Annotated in this window: 17 protein-coding genes; 7 read left to right on the top strand and 10 right to left on the bottom strand. The window is 63.3% G+C overall.

Going from position 1 to position 24,671, the window contains the following annotated elements; translation table 11 throughout:
• Window positions 1–31: 31 nt before the first annotated feature.
• Entirely contained in the window at window positions 32–2,065 is a 2,034-nt protein-coding gene (locus RAM60_RS09465; protein WP_369026984.1) for a 3-hydroxyacyl-CoA dehydrogenase NAD-binding domain-containing protein, read from the bottom strand.
• Window positions 2,066–2,075: 10 nt separating this feature from the next.
• Window positions 2,076–3,311: a serine hydrolase domain-containing protein gene (locus RAM60_RS09460; protein WP_369026985.1), complete on the bottom strand. Its 1,236-nt coding sequence runs from the start codon at window positions 3,309–3,311 to the stop codon at window positions 2,076–2,078.
• A gap of 178 nt (window positions 3,312–3,489) precedes the next feature.
• Between RAM60_RS09460 and RAM60_RS09455 the strand changes: the two genes are divergently transcribed.
• Together RAM60_RS09455 and RAM60_RS09450 are read left to right on the top strand one after the other, a co-directional pair.
• Entirely contained in the window at window positions 3,490–5,226 is a 1,737-nt protein-coding gene (locus tag RAM60_RS09455) for a class I adenylate-forming enzyme family protein (RefSeq protein ID WP_369026986.1), read from the top strand.
• Window positions 5,223–6,449 carry a TetR/AcrR family transcriptional regulator gene (locus RAM60_RS09450; protein ID WP_369026987.1) on the top strand — a complete coding sequence of 409 codons (1,227 nt, stop codon included), beginning with the start codon at window positions 5,223–5,225 and terminating at the stop codon, window positions 6,447–6,449. The genes RAM60_RS09455 and RAM60_RS09450 overlap by 4 nt, the downstream gene beginning before the upstream one ends.
• On the opposite strand, the gene RAM60_RS09445 is transcribed toward RAM60_RS09450, so the two are convergent.
• The 8 genes from RAM60_RS09445 to RAM60_RS09410 form a co-directional block, all read right to left on the bottom strand.
• Complete coding sequence (locus RAM60_RS09445) at window positions 6,441–7,745, bottom strand: MFS transporter (RefSeq protein ID WP_369026988.1); 1,305 nt, start codon at window positions 7,743–7,745, stop codon at window positions 6,441–6,443. The two genes, RAM60_RS09450 and RAM60_RS09445, sit on opposite strands and share 9 nt — an antisense overlap.
• On the bottom strand, window positions 7,742–8,812 hold the full coding sequence (locus RAM60_RS09440; protein WP_369026989.1) for an acyl-CoA dehydrogenase family protein: 1,071 nt from the start codon (window positions 8,810–8,812) through the stop codon (window positions 7,742–7,744). Before RAM60_RS09440 ends, RAM60_RS09445 begins: the two co-directional genes overlap by 4 nt.
• 18 nt (window positions 8,813–8,830) lie before the next feature.
• Window positions 8,831–10,042 (bottom strand): acyl-CoA dehydrogenase family protein, encoded by a 1,212-nt coding sequence (locus RAM60_RS09435; RefSeq protein ID WP_369026990.1) that lies wholly within the window; start codon window positions 10,040–10,042, stop codon window positions 8,831–8,833.
• A 91-nt stretch (window positions 10,043–10,133) separates the two neighbouring features.
• Complete coding sequence (locus tag RAM60_RS09430; RefSeq protein ID WP_369026991.1) at window positions 10,134–10,868, bottom strand: 3'(2'),5'-bisphosphate nucleotidase CysQ; 735 nt, start codon at window positions 10,866–10,868, stop codon at window positions 10,134–10,136.
• An 82-nt stretch (window positions 10,869–10,950) separates the two neighbouring features.
• Window positions 10,951–12,243: a sugar MFS transporter gene (locus RAM60_RS09425; RefSeq protein ID WP_369026992.1), complete on the bottom strand. Its 1,293-nt coding sequence runs from the start codon at window positions 12,241–12,243 to the stop codon at window positions 10,951–10,953.
• Between the two features lie 24 nt (window positions 12,244–12,267).
• A complete protein-coding gene (locus RAM60_RS09420; RefSeq protein WP_369026993.1) occupies window positions 12,268–14,718 on the bottom strand; it encodes a glycoside hydrolase family 3 protein in 2,451 nt (816 codons plus the stop codon).
• Between the two features lie 131 nt (window positions 14,719–14,849).
• A complete protein-coding gene (locus RAM60_RS09415) occupies window positions 14,850–15,902 on the bottom strand; it encodes a LacI family DNA-binding transcriptional regulator (protein WP_369026994.1) in 1,053 nt (350 codons plus the stop codon).
• Window positions 15,903–16,095: 193 nt separating this feature from the next.
• On the bottom strand, window positions 16,096–19,434 hold the full coding sequence (locus RAM60_RS09410; RefSeq protein ID WP_369026995.1) for a TonB-dependent receptor: 3,339 nt from the start codon (window positions 19,432–19,434) through the stop codon (window positions 16,096–16,098).
• A gap of 156 nt (window positions 19,435–19,590) precedes the next feature.
• Between RAM60_RS09410 and RAM60_RS09405 the strand changes: the two genes are divergently transcribed.
• From RAM60_RS09405 to RAM60_RS09385, 5 genes are read left to right on the top strand one after another with little or no spacing between them, the layout of a single operon-like run.
• Entirely contained in the window at window positions 19,591–21,099 is a 1,509-nt protein-coding gene (locus tag RAM60_RS09405; protein ID WP_369026996.1) for a tryptophan halogenase family protein, read from the top strand.
• Between the two features lie 39 nt (window positions 21,100–21,138).
• Complete coding sequence (locus RAM60_RS09400; protein ID WP_369026997.1) at window positions 21,139–21,729, top strand: flavin reductase family protein; 591 nt, start codon at window positions 21,139–21,141, stop codon at window positions 21,727–21,729.
• Window positions 21,659–22,762 (top strand): NAD(P)H-dependent flavin oxidoreductase, encoded by a 1,104-nt coding sequence (locus tag RAM60_RS09395; RefSeq protein WP_369026998.1) that lies wholly within the window; start codon window positions 21,659–21,661, stop codon window positions 22,760–22,762. Before RAM60_RS09400 ends, RAM60_RS09395 begins: the two co-directional genes overlap by 71 nt.
• Window positions 22,763–22,776: 14 nt before the next feature.
• On the top strand, window positions 22,777–23,919 hold the full coding sequence (locus tag RAM60_RS09390; RefSeq protein ID WP_200981123.1) for an acyl-CoA dehydrogenase family protein: 1,143 nt from the start codon (window positions 22,777–22,779) through the stop codon (window positions 23,917–23,919).
• 11 nt (window positions 23,920–23,930) lie between these two features.
• Window positions 23,931–24,668, top strand: a complete 738-nt coding sequence (locus RAM60_RS09385; protein ID WP_369026999.1) for an SDR family NAD(P)-dependent oxidoreductase — start codon at window positions 23,931–23,933, stop codon at window positions 24,666–24,668.
• Window positions 24,669–24,671: the final 3 nt, after the last annotated feature.

The following is a 24,671-nucleotide window of genomic DNA, read 5'->3' as shown; positions in this document are numbered from 1 at the left end:
CGTTTCGAAAATGTCGCACTTGGGGCAAGTTCTAGAACTTGCCCCCGCCTTCGGCCCTGCCTTTCAGATAATCGCTGACCGGCAGGCCGTACTTTTCCAGACCGGCGACGACTGTATCGAGGCCGATGGTTTCGGCCCAGTGCATCGGGCCGCCCGTGTAAAGGGGCCAGCCGTAGCCGTTGATCCAGACGACATCGATGTCGCTCGAACGCTGGGCCATTCCTTCCTCAAGGATTTTCGCGCCTTCGTTGACCATGGGGTAGAGCAGTCGTTCCCGGATTTCATCCTTGCTGATCTCGCGCTGCGCCTTGCCTTCCTTGGTGGCGAAATCGGCGATGATCGCCTTCACCTCGTCCGACGGGGTCCGGTTGCGGGACTCGTCATAGTCGTAGAATCCCTTGCCGTTCTTCTGGCCGAAGCGGCCCGCCGCGCAGAGTGCCTCGCGGATTGTGGTGACCTTGGTCGGATCACGGTGCCAGCCGATATCGATGCCGGCGAGATCGCCCATCTGGAACGGACCCATCGGAAAGCCGAATTCCAGCAGCACGTCGTCGACGTCCCAATAGTTGGCGCCTTCCATGATCAACGCATTAGCCTGTTCCTGGCGCTTCGAGAGCATGCGGTTGCCGATAAAGCCGGGGCAGACGCCCGACACGGCGGCGACCTTGCCGATGGTCTTGGCAAGCTTCATCACCGTCGCCAGGACATCGTGCCGGGTCTCCTTGCCGCGCACGACCTCCAGCAGCTTCATGACATTGGCGGGCGAGAAAAAGTGCATGCCGAGCACGTAGCCCGGCCGCTTGGTTGCGGTGGCGATCTCGTCGACGTCGAGGTAGCTGGTGTTCGACGCCAGGATGGCGCCCTGCTTCACCACTTCGTCGAGCTTGGCGAAGACCTGCTTCTTGACGTCCATGTTCTCGTAGACCGCCTCGATCACGAGGTCGCAATCGGCAAGATCGTCGTAGGAAAGCGTCGGTGTCAGCAGGCCCATGGCGTTTTCGACCTGTTCGGTGGTCATGCGCCCGCGCTTGGCGGTGTTCTCATAGTTCCTGCGCATTGTCCCGGTGCCGCGCTCAAGCGCATCCTGGGCCATTTCGAGGATCGTCACCGGGATACCTGCGGAAAGGAAATTCATCGATATGCCGCCACCCATGGTGCCGGCCCCGATGACGCCGACCTTCCTGATCGGGATCAGCGGCGTGTCCCTGGGCACATCGTCGATCTTGTTGGCGGCACGCTCGGCGAAGAAATAATGACGCATTGCCGCGCTCTGCGTGCCGGTCATGAGCTTCATGAACAGCTCGCGTTCCTTCTTTACCCCATCGGCGTAGGGCAGCTGCCCCGCGGCCTTGACCGCCTCGATCGCGGCATTGGGCGCGTCGAAGCCGCGGATCTGGCGGGCCTGCGAGGCGCGGAAGCGGTCGAACAGGTCGGGGTCGCGGACACCGTCTTCATTGGCCGTACCTTCCGAGGCGCGCGGGACCGGCTGGCCGATCTTCGACCGTGCGAACGCGATCGCGTCGGATTCCAGCGTGCCTTCCCCAACGATTTCGTCGAGCAGGCCTATCTCCTTGGCCTTCTTCGCCGAGATGGGATTGCCGCCGACGACCATCGGCAGAGCAGCCTCGGCGCCGACTAGCCGCGGCAGGCGCTGGGTTCCTGCCGCGCCGGGAATAAGGCCAAGCTTGACTTCGGGGAGACCCATTTTCGCGGAGGGCACGGCGACGCGGTAATGGCAGGCGAGGGCAACCTCGCACCCGCCGCCAAGCGCGGTGCCGTGAATCGCAGCGACCACAGGCTTGTCGCTGGCTTCCATCGCGTCGAGCGTTTCGGGAAGGTTCGGTCCGACCGGCGGCTTGCCGAATTCGGTGATGTCGGCGCCCGCGAAGAAGGTCTGCCCGTCGCAGCGAATGACGACGGCCTTGATGCTGTCGTCGGCAAGTGCCTCGCCGATGGCATCCTTGAGCCCGGCGCGCACCGCCTGGCCCAGTGCGTTTACCGGCGGATTGTCGGAAATGACGACAAGCACATCGTCGTGGCGTTCGGTGCGGATGGGCGAGGTCATTGCGTTCTCCTCAGGCGTAGCTGTCGGTGAGGGCGGAATAGATCAGCGTCTTGAGCTGACGGCGGATGGGATAGGTGGACGAGGGGTAGACCTGCGTCATGAAAACCATCGTGATACGCTCGACAGGATCGACGAAGAAGGCGGTCGAATAGGCACCGCCCCAATAGAACTCGCCCATGCTGGACGGCATCAGCGTCTTCGCCGGGTCGATCACCATGGCGAAACCGAGTCCGAAGCCGGTCCCGGCATTGTTCGCTTCGGAGAACAGGCTGCTCGACATCTCGGTAAGGTCGGCATTGTTCGGCAGGTGGTTGGTGCGCATCAGGCGCACGGTCTTGGGGCTGAGAATTCGTGCGCCGTCGAGCTCGCCACCGTTCAGGAGCATGGCCGAGAAGCGGTGATAGTCGGCGATCGTGCCGATGAGGCCGCCGCCGCCGCTGTCGAAAGTTGCGGGATTGACCAGCTTGCTGGTGGCGCCCGCGCTGATCATGCGAGGCGACTGGCCCGGGCGGTAGGCATAGGCATCGACGAGACGCTCGATGTCGTCCGAATTCACACCGAAGCGCGTGTCGTTCATGCCAAGTGGTGCGAAGATGTTCTTTTCGAAATACTCGCCCAGGCGCATCCCGCTGATGCGCTCGACAGCAATGCCCAGCACGTCGGTCGAAACCGAGTAGTTCCATCCCTGTCCGGGGGCGAACTCGAGCGGCAGCTTCGACAGCTTGTCGATGAAGCCGTCGCTGTCGAGGTGATCGCGGGCGAAGTCGAAATTGATCTCGCGGTAGACCGCATCGATGTTGTTGCGGTTCTGCAGTCCGTAGGTGAGGCCCGACATGTGGGTCAGGAGGTCGACGAAGCGGATCGGGTGGGCCGGCGCACCCGGAGCGAAGGGGATGGAGCCGCCGCCACCTGCATAGATCTTGAGGTCGGCGAATTCAGGAAACACGCGCGTCACCGGCTCTTCCAGGGCCACCTTGCACTGTTCGACCAACTGCATGAAGGCGACCGAAGTAATCGGCTTGGTCATGCTCGCGATGCGGAACAGCGCGTCATCGCGAAGTTCGCGCTTGTCGTCGCCCATGGTACCAAGGCGGGTGTAGTGCACCGGAACTCCATTGCGCGCCACGACCAGCTGGGCATTGGGCAGGCGACCCGATTCGATATAGGTGCTGGCCAGGAATTCGGGGATTCGCGCCAGTCGTGCACCGTCGAATCCCAGCGTTTCCGCACCTGCCAGCTCGAACATCAGTATCTCCCTCTCCGCGCATACCTATGCTTCGGTTTTGCACGAATAGCGATTTCATCTGTTCTTGCCACCCTCATACCTTACCTTCGAAGCCCGCTTGCGCAGAATGCCGGTTGAAGGTTAGACCGAGCATTGGAGAGGGAGTCGCCGCGCAGACGGCGGCCAAAGAGGATTATTGATGAACGACCTCGCACGCGCGATCGGCTGGACGCCGCCCGAAGGCTGGCCGGCCATGACCCGCGATGAATGCCATGCCCGGCTAACCGCCCCCGGCGCACGCTTCGAAATGGAAACGATCGACATTCGCGGCGTGCCAACGCGCGTATGGAAGAATGCCCCTGCCAACCTGCGCGTCATCGCCATGGCGGGCCGGGCGCATGGCGAGAGACTGTTCACGATCTACGAGGATGAACGCGTAACCTACGACGCGTGGTTCCGCGCTGTCGCCAGGCTCGCCGCTGAATTCCAGTCCCGGGGTGTGGCGAAGGGCGACCGGGTTGCACTTGCCATGCGCAACCTGCCCGAATGGCCCGTGGCTTTCTTTGCCGCTGCGGTCATCGGGGCGATCTGCGTGCCCCTCAATGCCTGGTGGACGGGGCCGGAGCTCGCTTTTGGCCTGGCAAATTCGGGCGCGAAGCTCCTTGTCTGCGATGAAGAGCGGTGGGAGCGTATCGCCCCGCATAAAAGCGAGCTTCCGGACCTCGAAATCACCTTCGTATCTCGCGCAACCACGGCCCCTGAGGGGACGGAGAGGCTCGAGGACGTCATCGGCAGGCCCAACGACTACTCTGCATTGACCGAAGCAGAACTGCCGGATGTCGATATCGCGCCCGACGACGAGGTCACGATCTTTTACACCAGCGGCACCACCGGGCAGCCCAAGGGAGCGCTGGGGACCCATCGCAATCTCGCTACCAATATCCTCTCCAGCGGCTGGAGCATTGCAGTGGCAGCGCTACGCCGCGGCGAGGAACCGCCCGCACCGGTCCAGAGAGTGGGCCTGACGGTTATCCCCCTGTTCCACGTCACCGCATGCTCGGCTGGCCTGATGGGCTCGATCGCAGCCGGCCACACCATGGTTTTCATGCACAAGTGGGACCCGGTTAAGGCATTCCAGCTCATCGAGCGCGAGAAGATCAACTCGACCGGCGGGGTTCCGACGATCGCCTGGCAGCTGATCGAACATCCCGAACGCAAGAATTACGACCTCTCGAGCCTCGAGGCGATATCCTACGGCGGCGCGCCTTCGGCCCCCGAACTGGTACGCAAGATCTACGAGACCTTCGGTGCGCTGCCCGGCAATGGCTGGGGTATGACCGAGACCATGGCGACGGTCACCGGCAACAATTCCGAGGACTATTTCAATCGCCCGACGAGTTGCGGCCCGCCGGTCGCCGTGGCCGACCTCAAGATCATGTCCGAGGACGGCTCGACCGAAATGCCCGTCGGCGAAGTGGGCGAACTCTGGGCGCGAGGCCCGATGATCGTGAAGGGATACTGGAACCGTCCCGAAGCGACGGCCGAAACATTCATCGACGGCTGGGTCCGCACCGGCGACCTCGCGCGGCTGGACGAGGAGGGCTTCTGCTACATCGTCGACCGGGCCAAGGACATGATCATCCGCGGGGGTGAGAATATCTACTCCTCCGAGGTCGAGAACGTGCTCTACGATCACCCGGCCGTCACCGATGCGGCGCTTATCGGCATACCCCATCCGACTTTGGGAGAGGAACCGGCGGCTGTCGTTCACCTCGCACCCGGTACCTCGGCAAGCGAGGAGGAACTGCGCGCCTGGGTCGCCGAGCGACTGGCAAGGTTCAAGGTGCCGGTGAAAATCGCCTTCGTCGAGGACACGCTTCCGCGAAACGCAAACGGCAAGATCCTCAAGAAGGATCTGGGGTCCTTCTTCCCATGAGTAAACCCGCAGCAACCCGGAAGTTCGGTGAAAAACGCGAGGCGATAATTCATGCGGCCGCCGTGCAGATCAACGAAGTGGGGGTGCAGGCAACCACACTTGCGGAAGTTGCCAAGGCCATCGGTCTGAATGCCACCAGCGTCACCTATTACTTCCCGCGCAAGGAAGGATTGGTCGTTGCTGTTTACGAACAGACGCTTTCATTGATGGAGCAGATGGCGAACGACGCGCTGGCGCAGCCGGACCCGTCGTCGCGCCTAAAGCATTTCATCGCCTCGCACGTCGCCTTGCGAAAGCGCATTCGGGCGGGCGAGAGGGGGCTGACGACCGCGTTGTCGGAAATCCGCACGCTCGATGCAGATGTGCAGGAACCGCTGATGGCGCATTACCTGCGCGTGGTGGACATCGTCCGCCGTTTCTTCGGCGCATGGCGCGACAGCGACGAGCGCGCCCTTTTCTCTGCACGCGCGCACATACTGCTGGAGGCCGTAATGTGGTGGCCGATCTGGTCGCTGCGCTACTCGGTGCTCGACTTCAAGCGGATTGAATCACGCTTCTTTGATATCCTTGCAAACGGCCTTCCTGCCGAAAAAGGCAGGTTCGAACCGCAGCAACTCATCGGCAACTGGCGCACGCACGACGATGCCGATGCCGGCCAGAACGAAGCCTTCCTGCGGGCAGCGACAGTGATGATCAACAAGCTGGGCTATCGCGGGGCCTCGGTCAATCGCATCGCCGAAAGCCTTAACGTCACGAAGGGCAGCTTTTACCACCACCACGATGCCAAGGATGACCTAGTCCTCGCCTGCTTCCAGAAGAGCTACGATCGCATGTCCGCCGTACAGATCGGGGGTCTGGGGATCGGAACCGATTACTGGACCAGACTTTCAAGCGTGCTGGCGGAGCTGGTCGACCTGCAGTTCTTCGACCCTACACCACTGTTACGGACAACCGCGCTGCAGGCGCTCGACGCAGATCACAAGGTGGATGTGGTGACCCGCTCGAACCGGCTGGCACGCCGCTTTGCCGGTATGCTCATCGACGGCATCGCCGACGGTTCGGTCAGGCCAATCGATCCATTGGTGGCAGGTCAGGTGATCATGTCGACGGTGAACTCGGCGTATGAGGCGCGGCACTGGGCGGAACGTTTCGGTGAACCCGAAGTCGCGATCAGGACATACTTGTCGGCTTTGTCGGAAGGGATGCTCGCGCCTTCACGCTAGCTCGCGCGGCTCCTTCACGCGCAGCAGCATGATCGCCAGTGAAGCGACGAGCGATGCCGAAGCTGCCACGATCAGCGGAGCATAGCCCATCGCCGCGATCGCGAGGCCGGCAAGGACCGGCCCGATTGACGAAACACCCCCTTCGACCGTGGTGAGCAGGGCGAGCCGCATCGGCACGTCTTCGTGCTCACCGAACTCGAGCACCAGGGTTATCGCCGCCATCATCCAGCCGGAGAAACCGATGCCGAGCATGACGAACGCCCCATGAAGGATCCAGCCGTCGCCGAGCACCAGCAACATCATGCCGGTTATACTTGCAATCAACGCTCCTACGTAGACGATGCGGAAGCCATAGCGGTCGCCCAGCGCGCCCCAGGCAAGGTTCGAGAGTGTGTCCGCAGCCAGGAAGGCCAGCGAAAGCGATCCGATCAGCGCACCGCTGAGGCCGAGGCGGTCGCCGACATAGAGCGTCCAGAAAGGCAGGCCGACCCGCGCGATAGCGGCGAGGGCATGTGCGACGAGGAAACCGCGAAAGCCCTTGTGTGTGAGGAGTTCCCCGAACTGCCCCAGCCTTTCGCGCAAGGGCATTACCGGGCGCAGGCGAGGAGCATCGGGTTCGCGAATGCCGAACTTTAACGCGACCAGCCCGACCGAAGTCAGCAGGAAGGCGAGCAGGAAGGTGGTGGCGTATCCGTTGCCGAGCCAGCGCTGCTCGATGAAATAGTGGCCGGCGAGCCAGGCGAGACCTGCGGCAATCAGCCCGCCGATCATGTTGCGGATTCCCTGCAGGCGGCCGCGCCGCGCGATCGGGATGACCTTCGCCATGAGCATCTGGAAGGCCACGCGCTGCGCGCCCGAGAAGAAGCCAAGCAGCAGGAATGAAAGCAGGGTGACGGCCAGCAGCGTCGTTCCCTGAAGCGTCCAGGCGGCAATCGCCAGCACGAGGATCATCACCCGCATGAGCGAACCCACCCCGATGGCATAGGGCAGGATGCGGCTGCGGCTCTCCACCCGAGCGCCCGACAGGATCGGCGAAATCGTTCCGCCAAGCTGGAGTAGGGCGGTTCCCAGCCCAACCGCTGCGGGGCTTCCGGTCAAAAGATAGAGATAGGCAGGTATGATCGTGGGAGCATAGATCAGGCGAAAGCCCGTCATGCCGAAGACGCCGTGCGTCAGCGTGGCGGAATAGTTCCGCCTGAGGTGCTTCTCCACGTAACGATGATGGCGCTCCCAGGCGGCATCGCCACCGGAGAGCGCCTCAAGTTCCTCGCCCGCGGGGGCGAGCGCGTCGCTCAATAGCCGCCCAGCGTCGCGAAGCGGTCCTTGAGCCAGCTGGTCGAGCCGAAGCTCGCCTCGAGCACGCGAGCGCGCTTCAGATAGAAGCCGACGTCGTATTCGTCGGTCATGCCGATGCCGCCGTGCAGCTGGATGCCCTGGTTGCTCATGGTGTGCAGGACCCGGTTGGCCTCGGCCTTGGCGATGGTCGCCGCGCGGGCCACACCAAAGCCGCTGTCGACTGCCTGCAGGCCCGCTTCGACCGCGCTGCGCATCTGCGCAAGGTCGGCGAAGAGGTCGGCCATGCGATGCTGCAGCGCCTGGAAGCTGGCGAGCACCTGGTTGAACTGGACGCGCTGCTTCAGGTAGTCGAGCGTCACGTCGAAGACCTGTTGTGCCATGCCGAGCATTTCCGCCGCAGTGAGTACGCGAGCGCGATCAAGGACGTCGTCGAGCAGGTTGTCGCCGCCTCCAGCGAGCTTGTCGGCCGTCGCACCGGCGAAGGTCACGTCGGCGTGGCTGCGCTGGTCGGTGAGCTTGCGCGTCGTCAACGAAACGCCATCGCCCTTTTCGACAAGGTAGAGCCCGTCCTTCGCCGCGACCACGAAGAGGTCGGCGCCGTGGGCCTCGTGCACGAAAGCCTTGGTGCCGCTGATCTTGCCGCCCGAAACGGCGGTCTCGATCTTCGCCGGATCGTGCGTAGCGCCCTCGTCGACCGCGAGCGTTGCAATCGCCTCGCCGCTGGCAAGCCGGGGCAGCCACTTGGCTTTCTGCTCGTCATTGCCGCCAAGGACGATCGCGGTCGCCGCGATCGTGCTCATCAGCAGCGGGCTGGCGGTCAGCGTCTTGCCGAGTTCCTCGATCACGAGGCCGGCCGACATGAAGCCGAAGTCCGAACCGCCGTGCTCTTCGGGGATGATCACCCCGGTCCAGCCCATCTGGCCCATCGTCGACCATGCGTTGCGATCGAAGGCTTCCGGGGCGCCACTGGCGCGGACCTTGCGGAATTCGGTAACCGGGCTTTCGTTGACGGCCCATTCGCGCGCCATGTCGCGCAGCATTTCCTGTTCTTCGTTGAGAACTGCCATTGTCCGTGCTCCCCTCTCTTACTGGTGGTCGAGCATGCCGAGCACGCGCTTGGCGATGATGTTGTTCTGGATTTCGGTCGAGCCGCCGTAGATCGTCGTCGCCTTGCCGAAGAGCCAGGCGCGGACCGTTTCGAGCTCGCCGGTCGAGAAGCCGTCGCCTTCCCAACCAAGACCTTGCAGGCCGCGAATGTCGATCAGCAGCTCGCTGCGTTCCTGGCTGAGCTTGGTGCCGACCTTCTTGAGCACCGAGCTGATCTCGGAGACCCCGCCGGCTGCCTTGCTTTCCTCCATCGCGCGGCGCGCGGTGAGGAGGAAGCTGTTCCAGCGGATTTCGAAGTCGGCGATCTTGTCGCGCAACACCTTGTCCTCCAGTTCGCCGTCGGCGTCGGTGGCGCAATACTTCTTGGCAATGTCGCCAAGGCTCGCACCCATCATCCCGGCAAGGCGTCCGCCACCCGAGATATTCGTGCGCTCGTGCTGAAGCAGGCGCTTGCCGATGGTCCAGCCCTGTCCTTCCTCGCCGACGAGGTTCTCCTTCGGCACCTTCACGTCGGTGAAGAAGGTCTCGCAGAACGGGCTCATGCCGCTGATCATCTGGATCGGACGGACTTCCACGCCCGGCGAGTCCATGTCGATCAGCATGAAGCTGATGCCGTGGTGCTTGTCGCTCTTGTCGGTACGGACGATCGCGAAGCATTTGTCCGCCCACTGGCCGCCGCTGGTCCAGGTCTTCTGGCCGTTGACGAGATAGTGGTCGCCTTTGTCCTCGGCGAAGGTCTGCAGGTTGGCGAGGTCGGACCCGGCATTGGGTTCCGAATAGCCCTGGCACCAGCGGATCTCGCCGCGACAGATCGGCGGGATGTGCTCGCGCTTCTGCGCCTCGTTGCCGTATTCGAGCAGGGTGGGACCGAACATCATCACGCCCATGCCGCCGATGGGGTTGTAGGCACCCGCACGCGCGAGTTCCTCGTCGATGATACGCGCCTGCTTCTTGTCGAGGCCGCCCCCGCCATATTCCTTGGGCCAGGTGGGCGTGCCCCATCCCTTGGCACCCATCGCCTCGCGCCATGCTTTCTGCGCGGCATTTTCGTCGGTGGGGCCGTCGACACCGGCAAGCGCGTTCGCCTTGCCCTTCAGTTCGGCGGGGAAATTGTCGGCGATGAACTGGCGCACTTCCTCGCGGAATGCATCATTGTCGCTCCGGGTTTCGGCTTCGAGCTGGGTGGCCATGGCTCAGGTCTCTCCTCTTTGCGGCGACTCCCATACCGCAATTTTTGGAGGGACTGAAATACGCTAGGGAAGGGCGGCTTCGGAAGCGTCCTCAAGCGTCCAGTTTGGCCACCTCGGCAAGGACTCGCTCGGCCCATTCGGGACGGCAGATGAGCAAGTCCGGCATGTAGGTGTCGGCCTGATTGTAGACCAGCGGGCTGCCATCGACGCGGCTGGCGTGGAGACCGTGGGCGAGGGCGACGGCAACCGGCGCGGCGCTGTCCCATTCGTACTGGCCACCAGTGTGGAGGTATATTTCAGCCTCACCGCGCACAACCGCCATCGCCTTGGCCCCGGCCGAGCCCATCTCGACGATCTGGCCTCCGATTGCTTCTGCGACCGCGAGCGCTTCCCTGGCCGGACGTGTGCGGCTGACGACCATTCGCGGGTGTTCGGCTGCCGGGGGCAATGTGCCACGTGTGTCGCTGCGCAGGACGCAATCAAGGCCTGGCAGGGCGACGGCCCCGACCTCGGGCTTGCCATCGACGCAGAGCGCGACATGGACCGCCCAGTCGGTCCGTTCCTCACCGTACTCCCTCGTGCCGTCGACCGGATCGACAATCCACACGCGACTGCACGACAGGCGCTCCTCGGTGTCCTTGCTCTCTTCCGAGAGCAGACCGTCCTCGGGGCGCTGTTCGCGCAGGGCATGGCAGAGGAACTCGTTGGCCGTCTGGTCGCCCGCCCGGCCCAGCGCCTTGCCGTGGAACATCCCGCTGGCACGCACCTCGATGAGGATGCGGCCTGCCACCTCTGCCAGGTGCGCAGCGAGTTCGGCGTCGGTCATCGTGAGTCCAGCAAAAGCATCGGGGGTCCGCATGGCAGGCTGAAGCCGCCTTGCGAACCCCCGAATTTTCGCCAGCCTGGAATTAAGCGGGATTGCGGGCGAAGATACCGAAACCTGCGATGATGGCATAGCAGATGGCCGGCAGGATCATGGCCGTGGCCAGGCTGCCGCTGGCATCGGCCAGCATGCCGGTGAACAGCGGAATCACTGCACCACCGAAGATGGCGATGTTGATGATGCCCGAACCGTCGGCAGCCTTGGTTCCCAGCTTCTCGCAGGCGAGCGAGAAGATGGTCGGGAACATGATCGAGTTCATCAGGCCGATCGCCAACAGGCAGTAGCCCGAAGTCGCGCCGGTGGTGTTGGTCGAAATGGCGAGGAGCGTGATTGCGCCAGCCGCCACCGTCGCAAGGATCAGGCCGGGGCTGAAGACACGCAGCAGGCCCGAACCGATGAGGCGCCCGACGAGTGCGCCGCCCCAGTAGTAGGCGATCATCTTGCCTGCGGCCTGCTCTTCGAGGCCCATCACCCCTTCCTGCATGAGGTAGTTCACGATGAGCGAGCCAATGGCGACTTCCGCACCGACGTAGAGGAAGATGCAGAGTGCGCCGTAACCGAAGCGCGGACGCTTCAGCAGGGCGAAGCCGCCGGAGAGCGAGCTCTGCTCATGCTTCTCGCCCTGCAGGCGATTGCGGAAGCTCCAGACCACTGCAGCGATTACGGCGAGCGCAATGGCGAGGCCGATGTAGGTGTTGACGATCGCCTGGCTTTCGGCGGTGCGATAGGCATCGAGCTCGGCGCCCGAGAGCTCGGCCGCAGTCACGCCAGCGAGTCCGCCGAGGATCAGGGTCGAGCCGACGCGCGGGAAGATGGTTGTGCCGAGGCTGTTGAACGCCTGCGCGAAGGTCAGGCGGCTGTGCACCGTCTTCTGCGGTCCGAGCAGGCTGATCAGCGGGTTGGTGACGACCTGCACCACGACCACGCCGCTGGCGAGCACGAACAGGGCAAAGAGGAAAAGGCCGTAGGTCGCGGTCTGGCTTGCCGGGATGAATAGCAGGCAGCCGGCCATCATGGTCAGCAAGCCGACCACTGCGCCACGCATGTAGCCGATCCGCTTGACCAGCTGTGCACCCGGGATGCCGATCACCAGATAGGCGGTGAAGAAGCAGAACTGGATAAGCATCGCCTGCGTGTAGTTGAGCGTGAAGAGCTCCTTCAGCTTAGGCAGGATGACGTCATTGAGCGAGGTGATACCGCCGAAGATGAAGAACAGCGCGAAGACGAAATAGTTGAGGCCGGGCGCGTTGATCTGCGCGCCCTCGTCCTCGATCGGGTTGGAATCGGTGCTGGTCGCGACCCCTGGTGCAATTGCCATGTTATTATCCTCCCAAGCCCGGCCTTAGAACGGTCCGGTGCAGTCCATTTGCGCAGCCTGCGGCACGACGCCGATCGTTTCCAGTTCGAATACGAATGCGCCTGCGCTGGCGATTTCGACACCGGATATCGCGCCGTCGGCGATGCAGGCCAGCGGAATCTCGACATCGCGCATACCCTTGCCCTCGACCAGTTTCATGGTCGGTGTGAGGTCGAGCGGTCCCTTGGCCTTGTCGCCCAGCGCCTTCAGCGTGATTGCTGAGGCAGGTGCCTTGGCGACCGAGACGCGCATCGTGAGTGCGGCGGTCTGGGGCAATTCCTGTGCATCCCAACGCAGTTGCAGCGATGCCGGAGCCGTCCAGGTCAGGCGGCGGGCGTCTTCCTGGGCCGCGATGTCGAAGGCTGTCGCCTTGAAACCCGGTCCCGAGCCGACAAGGTTCACGAGACCCGTATCGCCAGTGAATGCCCAGATGCCCGACTGCAACCCGCGATCGTAGACAGCGAAACCGTCCCCGCGAGAACCACCGGAGAGAGAGCAAGTGGTGGCAAGCGCGGGGACGGTGGGCTTGGCGGTGTAGGAGCCGCCGAAGCCGAGCGGGAATAGTGTTTCTGCCCCGGGCTCGCATCCGGCGGGCCAGGCAAAGGATAGCGTGCCAGTGAAATCGCGCTTGGTGCGGCCATTCCTATCGGCGACGAGCACTTCCGCTATGCCGCTACCGGCCTGCGATCCGGGAAGCCACGCGGCGACGAAGGCGTCTGATGCGTCCATCTCCGGGCCGACGAACAGGGGGCGTCCGGAGAGGAAGACCGAGACCACCGGAATACCCTTGGCCTTCAGCGCCTCGATCGTGGCGAGGCCTTCGCCGGTGAAGTCGAGATGCGGGCGATCGCCCTGGAATTCGGCATAGGGAGTCTCGCCGAAGACGACGATGGCGACGTCCGGCTTTTGCGAATAGCTCCCGTCCTTCGACAGCGCAGCTTGTCCGCCAGCGTCCCTGACCGCCTGCGAAAGGCCTTCCCAGATGGTTTGTCCGTTGGGAAAATCCGCCTTGGTGACGTCGGTGCCCTGCCAGCCGATGGTCCACCCACCCGACTGCATGGCCATGTCATCGGCACCAGGGCCGGTAACCAGTACCTTGGCGCCTGGCTTGACCGGAAGCGCAGAACCTTCGTTCTTCAGCAGGACCAGCGATTTTGCCACTGCTTCACGGGCAACGGCGAGGTGCGCAGGCGAACCGATGACCGACAGATTGCCGCGGGTGTCGGGCTGGCCGTCCATCAGGCCGAGCTTGAACTTGACGCGCAGGATGCGGCGGATGGCGTCCTCGAGCCGATCCATCGGGATCTCGCCCGCCTCGGCGCGCTTCAGCGTGTTCTCGTACAGGCCCTTCCAGCTGTCGGGTGCCATGTAAAGATCGAGGCCGGCTTCGAGCGCCTGCGGGCAGTCCGTCGGTTCGCACCCCGGTACCTGGCCGTGCGCGTTCCAGTCACCCACAACGAGGCCCTCAAACCCCATCCGGCCCTTGAGTGCGTCGGTCAGCAGGGACTTGTTGCCGTGGTGCTTGGCGCCATTCCAGCTCGAGAAGCTGGCCATGACTGTCAGCGTGCCGGCATCGATTGCCGGAGGATAGCCGGCATTGTGAATGCGAACGAGTTCCTCTTCCGAAATCCGCGCGTCGCCCTGGTCCTGGCCCTTTTCGGTCCCCCCGTCGGCGAGGAAGTGCTTGGCTGTCGCGGCAACCTTGTCGTCAGCCAGCGGCTTGCCCGCGGCCAGCGGTCCCTGGAGGTTGCGGACCATCTCCGCACTGTATGCCGCGACGATGGCCGGATTCGAGCTGTAGCCTTCATAGGCACGCCCCCAGCGCCCGTCCTGCGGCACGGCGAGGGTGGGAGCGAATGTCCATTCGATGCCCGAACCGGCGATTTCGGCAGCGGTTACCGCACCGATGCGGCCGATCAGTTCGGGATCGTGCGTGGCGCCAAGGCCGACATTGTGGGGGAAGACCGTCGCGCCGGGGATATTGTTGTGACCGTGGACTGCGTCGACGCCGAACAGGATCGGGATCGCCACGCCGTCCGTACGCGGCTCCATCGAAACCTTGCGAAATGCGCGGACTAGCGCGTCCCATTCCGCAGCCGAAGCCCGATCGTTGCCGTTCGGACCGCTGTTGCCGCCCGCGAGTATCGAACCAAGCGGGTATTTCCGCAAATCGTGCGGCTGGATCGCTGAGATGTCGGCCTGGATGACCTGTCCGACCTTCTGTGCCAGCGTCATCTTCGCGATCAATGCGTCGATGGCCGTCTCGGTAGCTGCGTCGGTGATCGCGGCGGGGCTGCGCGCCTCTGGCCAATTGGCCGCATAGGCGACCGGAGTGTGGTTTTCCGCAGGGGGCGGGGCACTCGCAATGGTGGTCGGAACCGGACTGCATCCGGCCACTGCCAGACCTGCCGCAGATGCCAACAGCCAAACCTTCATCACACTTCCCCTCCGCGCTCCCGATTCACCGTTGGGAACGTTCTCAAAGAGAGGTGACATGCGAAAGCGCCGAGGTCAAGCGGCGAGATTGCGTGATTGCTCAGCGATTTGGGACGGAAGACCGCCGGGATCTACCCGCGTTTCGGCGCAGCAGTCGATCCGCGGATGACAAGGTCGCCTTCGATGACGACCGGAGTGTCCGAAACATAGTCCCGACCTTCGTCGATCAGCAACTCCACTGCGCGTGCAGCGGTGGCCGCGATGGGCTGGTCGAGTGCGGTCAGGGGCGGGCTGGTGAAGCGGACAAGCGGCGTGTTGTCGAAGCTGATCAACGATAGGTCGTCGGGGACGGTCAAGCCGCGTTCCTTGGCAACCTCGAGCGCCGCCAGGGTCATCTGGTCGCTGCTGGCGATAATGGCTGTCGGCGGATCGGGCAGGTCCAGGAGTGCACGGGCCGCGCGAACCCCGCTCTCGAACCCGAAGTCGCCCCGCTGGCAGAGTCCTTCGTGTTCCAGTCCGGCATTCTCCATCGCTTCGCGCCAACCGTCGATACGCCAATCCGCGAGGCTGTATTCCTCGGATCCAGCGATGAACCCGATACGCCTGTGACCGAGACCGGCGAGGTGCTCGGTCGCGAGTTTTGCCAGGTGTTCATCACCCATGGTCAAGGCTATTCCGTGTCCCGGTTCCTTGGAGCCGATCCGCGCGAAGGGGATGTGCTTCTTCGCGAGCAAGCCGGTGATGAGCGGGTTCTCCGAGTGGGGCGGAGTAACGATCACGCCGTCCGGTTGAAGCGCCGCGATGGCCGCGCCGAGCTCGCGTTCGACATGGTCGGAATGGGTGTCGATCAACTCCACCAACATGCGATAGCCGCGCTCGGCACAGGTCAGCATTCCGCCCAGCAGCATCTGGTCGACCCAGTCGGTTCCCTGACGGGATTGCCAGTCGGCGATGGTGCGCTCGCGGTCATTGATGGCGAGGATTAGGTATGATCGCGACCCGCTCATCCGTTGGGCGGCGATCGACGGGACATAGCCAAGCTTGTCGATGCTGGCCTGCACCCGCTCTTTCATCTCGGGGCGGACGTTGGGTTCGTTGTTGATGACGCGGCTTACCGTCTGCAGGGACACGCCTGCATCGGCTGCTACGTGCTTGATGGTGACCGCCTGGCGACGCCGTGCCATCGAAATCAAACCCCCCTAGCCAAGTGTCGGCCCTTATTTCGCAGTTGCGAGATACACATCTTGGCCAAGGGGCAAAGCGAAATCAACGCGGCACCACCAAGGACCGGAACTGTCGACGCCAGTTGTTCCAATGAAAAGCGGGCCCCGCCAAGATGACGGGGCCCGCATTCTTTCGATCCCTCTCGCAGCTCTTTTAGAAGGAGAAGCGTGCGATGAAGGTATAGCGACGGTCGTTGCGGAACGCGGCGCTGAGCACCCTAGTGCCGTTGTAATCGACCAGGGTCGACAGCTTGGTCACCTCGTCGAGCAGGTTCACGCCCTGGACGCCGAGCTTGATGTTCTCGTTGACGCTATAGAACAGCGAGGCATCCAGCTGGCCGCCGGCTTCCTGGAATGTCGGCGAGAACGGGAAGAGGTCATCGCGTGGCGTCACCAGGAAGGCACTGCGCCAGTTGTAGGCGGCGCGAGCCGAGATCGGACCCTTTTCGTAGAACACAGTCGCGTTGACGGTGTGCTTCGAAGTACCCGAGTTCGGCGTTTCTCCCACGAAGGCACCGCCGTTCAGCGGGCCGCCACTCGAGTTCACCGAAGGCGAACCGATGCTGGAGATGTTCGGAGTGATGAAGTCCGAAGCATCGACATAGGTATACGACAGCTGTGCGCCCAGACCGCTCAGCAGGCCCGGCAGGAAGTCGTAGGTCTGCTGGTAGGCCAGCTCGACACCCTTCAGCGTGCCCGACAGGTCGTTCGCCGGACCCGAGATGATCACGTCCTGCGACAGGCCGCTCGGCGAGGTGTAGTTCACCAGGCCGGTACCGGTCTGGATGATCCCGGTGATGTCCTTGACGAAGAATGCTGCGGTAAGCGAGCCGACGGCGGAGAAATACCATTCCGCGCTCACATCGTAGTTCCACGACTCGATCGGTCGCAGGCCGCGGTTACCGGTCGAGACGGAGAGCAGCGGACCGCTATCCACGCGACCACTGAAGCCCAGCACGCCACCGGCGTTGAACAGGTTCAGGTCCGGACGCGAGATGCCCTTCGACACGGCGCCGCGAAGCACCAGGCCCTTGCCGGTGTCGAGACGGATGTTGAAGGCCGGGAGCCAGTGGTCGAACTTGATATCGCGGGTGTCGCGGATCAGTTCGCCCGTATGCAGCGAAGCGAACTCGGCCTGACGTGCCCCGGTGAGGCCGCAATACAGGCGCTGCTGTCCCGGCGGGAGCGGCGATGCACACAGGGCATCGATTTCCGATACCTGCACGACGCCATCGCCGTTGCCGCCGTTCGCGATCGAGTCGAACTGGCCGGGGTCGGGGAAGGCGAGCAGCGAGTTGTTACCGACCTTGGTCCGGACATAACGCAGGCCGATGTTACCCGCGATCGACCAGCCGTTGTCCATGTCGAGACCGTAGTCGAGACGAGCATAGGCCGCCGAAGTAATTTCGGTCACATCGGAGATTTCGGCCGGGCAGAACGGATCGCACTGGACGGTCGTGCCGTCGAGCAGCGTGCGGGTACGGCCATTGACACCCAGGTTGAAACGCTCGGGCGACAGGGCGAAGTTGGTGATTTGCTCCCACTCCTGGTCCGTCACGCCATCGAGGTAATCCTGCAGGAAATCGTCGCCGCCGTAGAAGTAGGCTGCACCATCCTGGATCGGGGTCGCCGCCTGGCCGCGCTGGAAGTTGTCGCCGAACGGCGAACGCAGCTGCGAATAGTTCGGGAACTCGTCGGTGAACGCGCCGCCGGCGATGGCGAATTCCTGGCCAGGCAGACCGGTGTAGAAGCGGCCCGGAGTGAAGCCCGACCAATCGGGCACATAGGGACCGGGGCCCGAGAAGCAGCCCGGGCCTTCACCCCAGGGCAAGCATCCGCCGCGACCGGCCCAGGGAGCCGAAAGGTTGCCCCAAGTGCTGAAGTTGGTGTTGCGGTTGACGCGGTCGCGGGCGGCCCAACGGGCACCGAAGGCCGCCTTGCGGAAGAAGCCGTCGTCGCTGACGTCGTATTCGAAATCGCCCGCGAGGCTGAACAGCTCGCCATTGTTCTTCTCGCGGCTGTCGAGGCCGAACCAGTAGTAGGTGTAGTACCCGCTCGAGAAATAATCTGCGGGCGCGCCGACCGGAGCGAGGAACTGGACCTCCGGCGTATCGCCGGTGAGGTCGATGCCGATGTCGGCCCAGGTGCTCATCGCGCCAAAGACGGAGTCGCGGTTGAGCTTCGAGTTGACGTACTGCATCTCGACCTTGCCGCGGAAGCGGTCGGTGAATTCCATTTCCGTGTCGAGCGAGATGTCCTGAGTGACAGAATCGGTGTCACGCAGGAAGCGCAGCGAATCCATCGGGATGCCGCCGAGACCGAACGGCGTTGCATAGGCGTTGCCGACGTTCTGGGTCAGGATGCCGCTCTGGAAGTGGCCGTTGCTGTCGAACTGGTACTCGGTACCGGGACGAGGGGTGTTGGTGGACACGCCGTCGTCGATGCGGCCGATCAGAGCGAATTCTTCGGTGAAGAAGCTCGTCTTCGAACGCAGGTATTCGAGGGTCATCTTCAGACCGCCATCCAGCGTTTCGAACTGGGCGACGCCCGAGAATGCCTCGCGATCGCGGTCGAGCGTGGTCGAGCGGACGCCCGCGTACTGCGGGACCAGAACCGAGTTTGCCGGCGGGAACTCGTCCGGCGTGAAGTTGGGCTCGTCGTTGAAGCCGCCCGAGTTGATCGGATAGACGCGATAGCAACCCCCGCTGAGGTCGGCCGGGCGATAGCACGAATCGATCACCTGCGTAGCATCGGTGCGGCTCTTGAGCTTCGAGTTCGAGTAGCTGAATTGGAGGCCGAAGGTACCGGCGCCGGTCTCGAACGTGTCCGAACCGAGGATGTTGAAGGTCGGCGACCACTTTTCGCGCAGGTCACCATAGTTGGCTTCGACCGAACCTGCGACGTGGAAGCCGGGGTTGTCGAGCGGCTTGCGGGTGACGAGGTTCACCATGCCCGCGATATGACCTTCGATCATATCCGCCGTGCTGTTCTTGTAGACTTCGACGCGGCCGACCAGTTCGGGCGAGACGTCTTCGAAGCTCAGGACGCGGCCGCCGTTTGCGGAGAAAATGTCGCGACCGTTGAGTTCGGAACGGGTGTAGGGAAGGCCGCGGATGATCACGCCCGTGCCTTCGACCGAGAAACGCGTCGGGTCGGACGTCTTCTCGAAGCGACCGATGTTGACGCCCGGAACGCGTTGCAGCGTTTCGGCGACCGAACGGTCGGGAAGAGCGCCGATGTCTTCTGCCGTGATGACGTCGACGACCGTGTCGGCCTTTTCCTTGATGCTCTGCGCAGTCAGCAGCGACTGGCGATAGCCGCTGACGACGATCACATTGCCATCAGCCGGCGCCTCGGTCGTGGTTTCCTCATCCGTATCGTCCGCCTGTTGGGCAAACGCGGGCTGGGCCGCGACTAGCGCAAGGCCCGATGCAGTGGTGAGTGCGGCGATGCGGCGCGAGCGCGCGGCAACTCCAAGAGCTTTCCGAGACATGTTTCCTCCCTGGTCCCAAGACGCAACATCAGGACGAATCCTGTGCCTTGATTGTTACATACCGAGGGTTGTGAGCGTTCACAAGACCGAATATGAACGTTCACAACGACCGTTGCCGACTGGCAACATATGGCGATCGGTGCCATGGAGAGATGCATGACTATTGAACGTATTGTCATACTCGGCGGAGGGACTGCCGGATGGATGGCGGCCGCAGCGCTGTCGCGGATCCGGGACGGGCGCAATGTCGATATCAAGCTCGTCGAATCGGAGGAAATCGGGACGGTCGGCGTCGGCGAGGCGACGATTCCGCCTTTCGTCGAATTCCAGCGTGCGCTCGAGATCGACGAACGGGAGATGATGGCGGCCACCCAGGCGACATTCAAACTGGGAATCCAGTTCTCCAACTGGGGCCAGGTCGGCGAAAGCTATCTCCACCCTTTCGGCAATTACGGATACGAGCTGGGCGGCATCAACTTCCACCAGGTCTGGCACACGATGCGCCAGCGCGGCGACAGGCGACCGCTGCAGGCCTTCAATCTCGAAACCATGGCGGCCTATTTCGGCAAGTTCTCGCGGACCGAGGACTACAATCGCGACGACCTGCCGCCGATGAATTACGCCTACCACATCGACGCCACCGCCTATGCGCGCTTCCTGCGCAAATATGCCGAGATGCGCGGTGTGGTGCGTAAGGAAGGCAAGGTGCAGGATGTCGCGCTCGATCCCGAGAGCGGCGACGTCACCGGCTTTACGCTACACAGCGGGGAAACGATTGAGGGCGATCTCTTCATCGACTGCACCGGCTTTCGCGGCGTCCTCATCGAACAGGCCCTCGGGACGGGTTACGAGGACTGGACGCATTACCTTCCGTGCGACCGCGCAGTGGCGCTGCCCTGCAATCGTGACGATGGATCGCCGCCGCCGCCCTTCACCAAGGCGACTGCGCACTCGGCCGGCTGGCAGTGGCAGGTCCCGCTGCAGCATCGTAACGGCAACGGCCACGTCTATTGCAGCCAGTACATGGAGGCCGACGAGGCGCACGACATACTGGTCCGGAACATGGCCGGAAAGCCGACGGCCGACCCCAATTTCCTCCGCTTCGTGACGGGACGGCGGAAGAAGTTCTGGAACCGGAACGTGGTTGCGCTCGGCCTTGCGTCGGGTTTCATGGAGCCGCTGGAATCGACTTCCATCCACCTCATCAACACCGGGGTGAACAAGCTGATCGCGATCCTTTCGCTTGAAGGCATAACGGAGGCGCAGAGGAGCACCTACAACCGCCTCGCCACAAAGGAATACGAGAGGATCCGCGACTTCCTCATCCTCCACTACAAGGCGACGAGGCGCGACGACTCCGAGTTCTGGAACTACTGCCGCACCATGGCTGTACCCGATACGCTCACCGAGAAGATCGAGGTCTTCAAGTCGAACGGGCAGATCTTCCGCGAAGAGGACGAGCTGTTCACCACCACCAGCTGGGCGGCGGTGATGATGGGGCAGGGCATTTCCATGGGTGGCACCAGTCCGATGGCGGAAGGTGTCGCCAACGGCGTTGCCAAGGAAATGGACGAGATGGAAAAGTCCATCCGCTGGCTGGTCGATCGGATGCCGGGCCACGGGCAATACGTTTCGCGCTATTGCCCCGCGCCAGCCGCTGCTTGACCCTTGCCGCGGTAGTCTTGCTCACCTAGCGAGGCGGCAATGTTCGATGCCACCTCCTTTCGCGATGCCCTGGGCAGTTTCGTCACCGGTGTGACGATCGTGACCGCGCGCGATGCGGAAGGAAAACCGTTCGGACTTACGGCCAACAGCTTCAATTCGGTCAGCCTCGATCCGCCGATGGTTCTGTGGAGCTTGTCGCTCAAGTCCGGGACCCTGCCTGTCTTCCGAGATGCCGAGAGCTGGGCAGTCCATGTGCTGGCTGCAGACCAGCAGGCCATGTCCGACCGTTTTGCGCGGGCGGGCGCCGACAAGTTCGAAAGTCTCGACGTTGCCGATGGTGCAGAGGGGGCTCCGCTGATCGAGGGCTATGCCGCGCGCTTTGGCTGCCGCGCGCGCTTCGAATACGAGGGCGGGGACCACGCCATATTTCTTGGCGAGGTGGTCGATTTCGACCGCCGGGACGCCGAACCGCTGATCTACCATGGCGGACGCTATGGCCGCGTTATGCGAGCGCCAACCGGCGAAGATCTGGAACGCGAAGGCCTTGCCGAACGGATCGATGACAGGCTTTCCCTTACGGCGAGCGGCGCCGAGCTGCTCGCCGCGCTCGAACAGGTCGCGAAGCGCTAGACTCTCTTCAAGCCTCTCGATACCGGTTGCGAAACGCAACCAAGGGAGAGAGGCTGCCATGAAGACCCGCATCACCGAACTTTTCGGCATCGAGCATCCCATCATCCAGGGCGGCATGCATTATGTCGGCTTTGCCGAGATGGCGGCCGCAGTGTCCAATGCCGGCGGCCTCGGCATCATCACCGGCCTCACCCAGGGCACCCCCGAAAAGCTCGCCAACGAGATCGCGCGCTGCAAGGACATGACCGACAAGCCCTTCGGCGTGAACCTGACATTCCTGCCGACCGTCAATGCGCCCGACTATCCGGGGCTGGTGCGCGTGATCATCGAAAGCGGGGTCAAGGCGGTCGAGACGGCAGGCAACAACCCGGCGCAGGTGCTGCCCTATTTCAAGGATGCAGGGGTCAAGGTGATCCACAAGTGCACCAGTGTCCGCCACTCGCTGAAGGCGCAGTCGATCGGCTGCGATGCCGTAAGCGTGGACGGTTTCGAATGTGGCGGCCATCCGGGAGAGGACGATATCCCGAACATGATCCTGCTGCCCCGCGCGGCGGATGAACTCGAAATTCCCTTCGTCGCCAGTGGCGGCATGGCCGATGCCCGCAGCCTCGTCGCCAGCCTCGCCATGGGTGCGGACGGGATGAACATGGGCACCCGCTTCATCGCCACCAAGGAAGCGCCGGTGCACGAGAACGTGAAGAAGGCGATCGTCGCCGCTTCCGAACTCGACACCCGCCTCGTCATGCGCCCGCTGCGCAATACCGAGCGCGTCATGACCAATGCCGCGGTCGAACGCCTGCTCGAAAAGGAACGAGCCCTCGGCCCCAACCTCAAGTTCGAGGATATCATCGAGGAGGTCGCAGGCGTCTATCCCCGTATCATGATGGAAGGCGACATGGACGCAGGCGCCTGGTCCTGCGGCATGGTTGCCGGCCTCATCCATGACATTCCCACCTGCAAGGAACTGATCGACCGGATCATAAGCGAAGCCGAGGAAATCATCCGCGGCCGCCTCACCGGTCTCCTGAACTGAGGACTGACCTGACCATGCTCGATACCAGCCAGCGCTTCGCCTACAACGAGGATCACGAGGCCTTCCGCGACACCGTGCGCAAGGTCTTTGCCGAACACATGACACCCTATCTCGACCAGCACGAAGCCGACGGCATCGTGCCGCGCTCGGCGTGGAAGGCGTTGGGCGAGGCGGGGATGCTGTGCCCCACCGTCAAGGAAGAGAACGGCGGCCTTGGCCTCGATTTCGGCTTCAACTGCGTCCTGTGCGAGGAGCTCTCCTACCTCGGCAGTTCGGCCGGCTTCACGCTGCAGAACGACATCACCGCCAATTACATCGAGCGCCTCGGCACCGACGAGCAGCGCGCGAAATATCTTCCGGGCATGGTCTCGGGCGACGTCATCTCGGCCATCGCCATGACCGAGCCGGGCGCGGGCAGTGACTTGCAGGGCATTCGCACCACGGCGGTGAAGGACGGCAACCACTTGGTGGTGAACGGGTCGAAGACCTACATCACCAATGGCCAGAACGCCGACGTCATCATCGTCGTCGCCAAGACCGACCCGACACAGGGCGCCAAGGGCACGACGCTGGTGCTGGTTGATGCCGACACGCCTGGCTTCGAGCGCGGGCGCAACCTCGACAAGATCGGGCAGCATTCGGCCGATACCTCGGAACTGTTCTTCAACGAGTGCCGCGTCCCGATGACCAACATCCTCGGCGGTGAAGGACGGGGCTTCATCCACCTGATGGAGGAACTGCCTCAGGAACGCCTCGGCATCGCCGTGGGCGCGCAGGCCGCCGCGCAGCGCGCCTTCGACGAGGCGGTGAAGTTCACCAAGGATCGCAAGGCGTTCGGCAAGACGGTGTTCGAATTCCAGAACACCAAGTTCGTCCTCGCCGATCTCAAGGCGAAGCTCCAGGTCGGCTGGGCGCACTTAGACTGGGCGATCAAGAAGCACCTCGCAGGCGAGCTCACCACCGACGAGGCGAGCGCGGCCAAGCTGTGGCACACCGACCTCCAGTGGGAGGCGTGCGACAAGGCGCTCCAGCTGCATGGCGGGGCGGGCTACATGAACGAATACGCCATCGCCCGCCTGTGGCGCGACGCGCGCGTGACGCGCATTTTCGGCGGTACGAATGAGATCATGAAGGAAGTGATCAGCCGCTCGATCTGAGGAGAATCCGATTGTCCGATCCGCTCGACTATTCCGGCAAGACCGTCCTCGTTGTCGGGGGCACGAGCGGCATCGGCAATGGGATCGCCCACGGCTTTCGCCAACACGGCGCCAAGGTTCACGTCACCGGAACGCGCGCTTCAGCGAACGACTACAGTGTAGATGAAGGTAGCGATCTTGTAGACCTTGTCTTCCATAATGTGGACGTTTCGCAGCCTGGCGCATTCGAAAAGCTCGCCCTGCCCGAAACCCTGGATGTGGTCGTGCTGTGCCAGGGCACCGTCCGCTATCGCCGCGAGGAATTCGAGCGGGCGGGTTGGGACGCGGTCATGGAGGTCAACCTCAACTCGCTGATGGATTGTTCCCGTGCCGTGCGCCCCAAGCTGGCCGAGAATGGCGGTTCGCTGATCATCGTCAGTTCGGTCGGGGCTTATCATGCCATGATCGGCAACCCCGCCTATGCTGCGAGCAAGGCGGGCGCGGTCAGCCTGGTGGGCAGCCTTGCGCAGGCGTGGGCGGGCGAGGGCATCCGTGTCAACGGCATCGCCCCGGGCCTCGTCCCGACCAAGCTCACCAAAGTCACGACCGAGAACGAGCAGCGTGCCGCCGGTGCGGTGGCGCGCATCCCGGCGGGGCGCATGGGCACGCCGGCGGACATGGCGGGCGCGGCGCTGTTCCTCGCTTCGCCGCTGGCGGATTACGTCGTCGGCCAGACCATCCGCGTTGATGGTGGCATGACGCTCTCTTAGGAG

Source organism: Qipengyuania sp. RANM35 (assembly GCF_041021145.2).
In the GTDB taxonomy this organism is placed as follows: Bacteria; Pseudomonadota; Alphaproteobacteria; order Sphingomonadales; family Sphingomonadaceae; genus Qipengyuania; species Qipengyuania soli.
The sequence above is the reverse complement of the archived record's forward strand: the minus strand, read 5'-3'. Positions and strand labels throughout refer to the sequence as shown.

Coding starts and splice junctions, on each gene's coding strand:
- RAM60_RS09465 (WP_369026984.1), bottom strand. CDS start 2,065: ATGACCTCGCCCATCCGCACCGAACGCCACGACGATGTGCTTGTCGTC.
- RAM60_RS09460 (WP_369026985.1), bottom strand. CDS start 3,311: ATGTTCGAGCTGGCAGGTGCGGAAACGCTGGGATTCGACGGTGCACGA.
- RAM60_RS09455 (WP_369026986.1), top strand. CDS start 3,490: ATGAACGACCTCGCACGCGCGATCGGCTGGACGCCGCCCGAAGGCTGG.
- RAM60_RS09450 (WP_369026987.1), top strand. CDS start 5,223: ATGAGTAAACCCGCAGCAACCCGGAAGTTCGGTGAAAAACGCGAGGCG.
- RAM60_RS09440 (WP_369026989.1), bottom strand. CDS start 8,812: ATGGCAGTTCTCAACGAAGAACAGGAAATGCTGCGCGACATGGCGCGC.
- RAM60_RS09435 (WP_369026990.1), bottom strand. CDS start 10,042: ATGGCCACCCAGCTCGAAGCCGAAACCCGGAGCGACAATGATGCATTC.
- RAM60_RS09430 (WP_369026991.1), bottom strand. CDS start 10,868: ATGACCGACGCCGAACTCGCTGCGCACCTGGCAGAGGTGGCAGGCCGC.
- RAM60_RS09425 (WP_369026992.1), bottom strand. CDS start 12,243: ATGGCAATTGCACCAGGGGTCGCGACCAGCACCGATTCCAACCCGATC.
- RAM60_RS09420 (WP_369026993.1), bottom strand. CDS start 14,718: ATGAAGGTTTGGCTGTTGGCATCTGCGGCAGGTCTGGCAGTGGCCGGA.
- RAM60_RS09415 (WP_369026994.1), bottom strand. CDS start 15,902: ATGGCACGGCGTCGCCAGGCGGTCACCATCAAGCACGTAGCAGCCGAT.
- RAM60_RS09410 (WP_369026995.1), bottom strand. CDS start 19,434: ATGTCTCGGAAAGCTCTTGGAGTTGCCGCGCGCTCGCGCCGCATCGCC.
- RAM60_RS09405 (WP_369026996.1), top strand. CDS start 19,591: ATGACTATTGAACGTATTGTCATACTCGGCGGAGGGACTGCCGGATGG.
- RAM60_RS09400 (WP_369026997.1), top strand. CDS start 21,139: ATGTTCGATGCCACCTCCTTTCGCGATGCCCTGGGCAGTTTCGTCACC.
- RAM60_RS09395 (WP_369026998.1), top strand. CDS start 21,659: ATGACAGGCTTTCCCTTACGGCGAGCGGCGCCGAGCTGCTCGCCGCGC.
- RAM60_RS09390 (WP_200981123.1), top strand. CDS start 22,777: ATGCTCGATACCAGCCAGCGCTTCGCCTACAACGAGGATCACGAGGCC.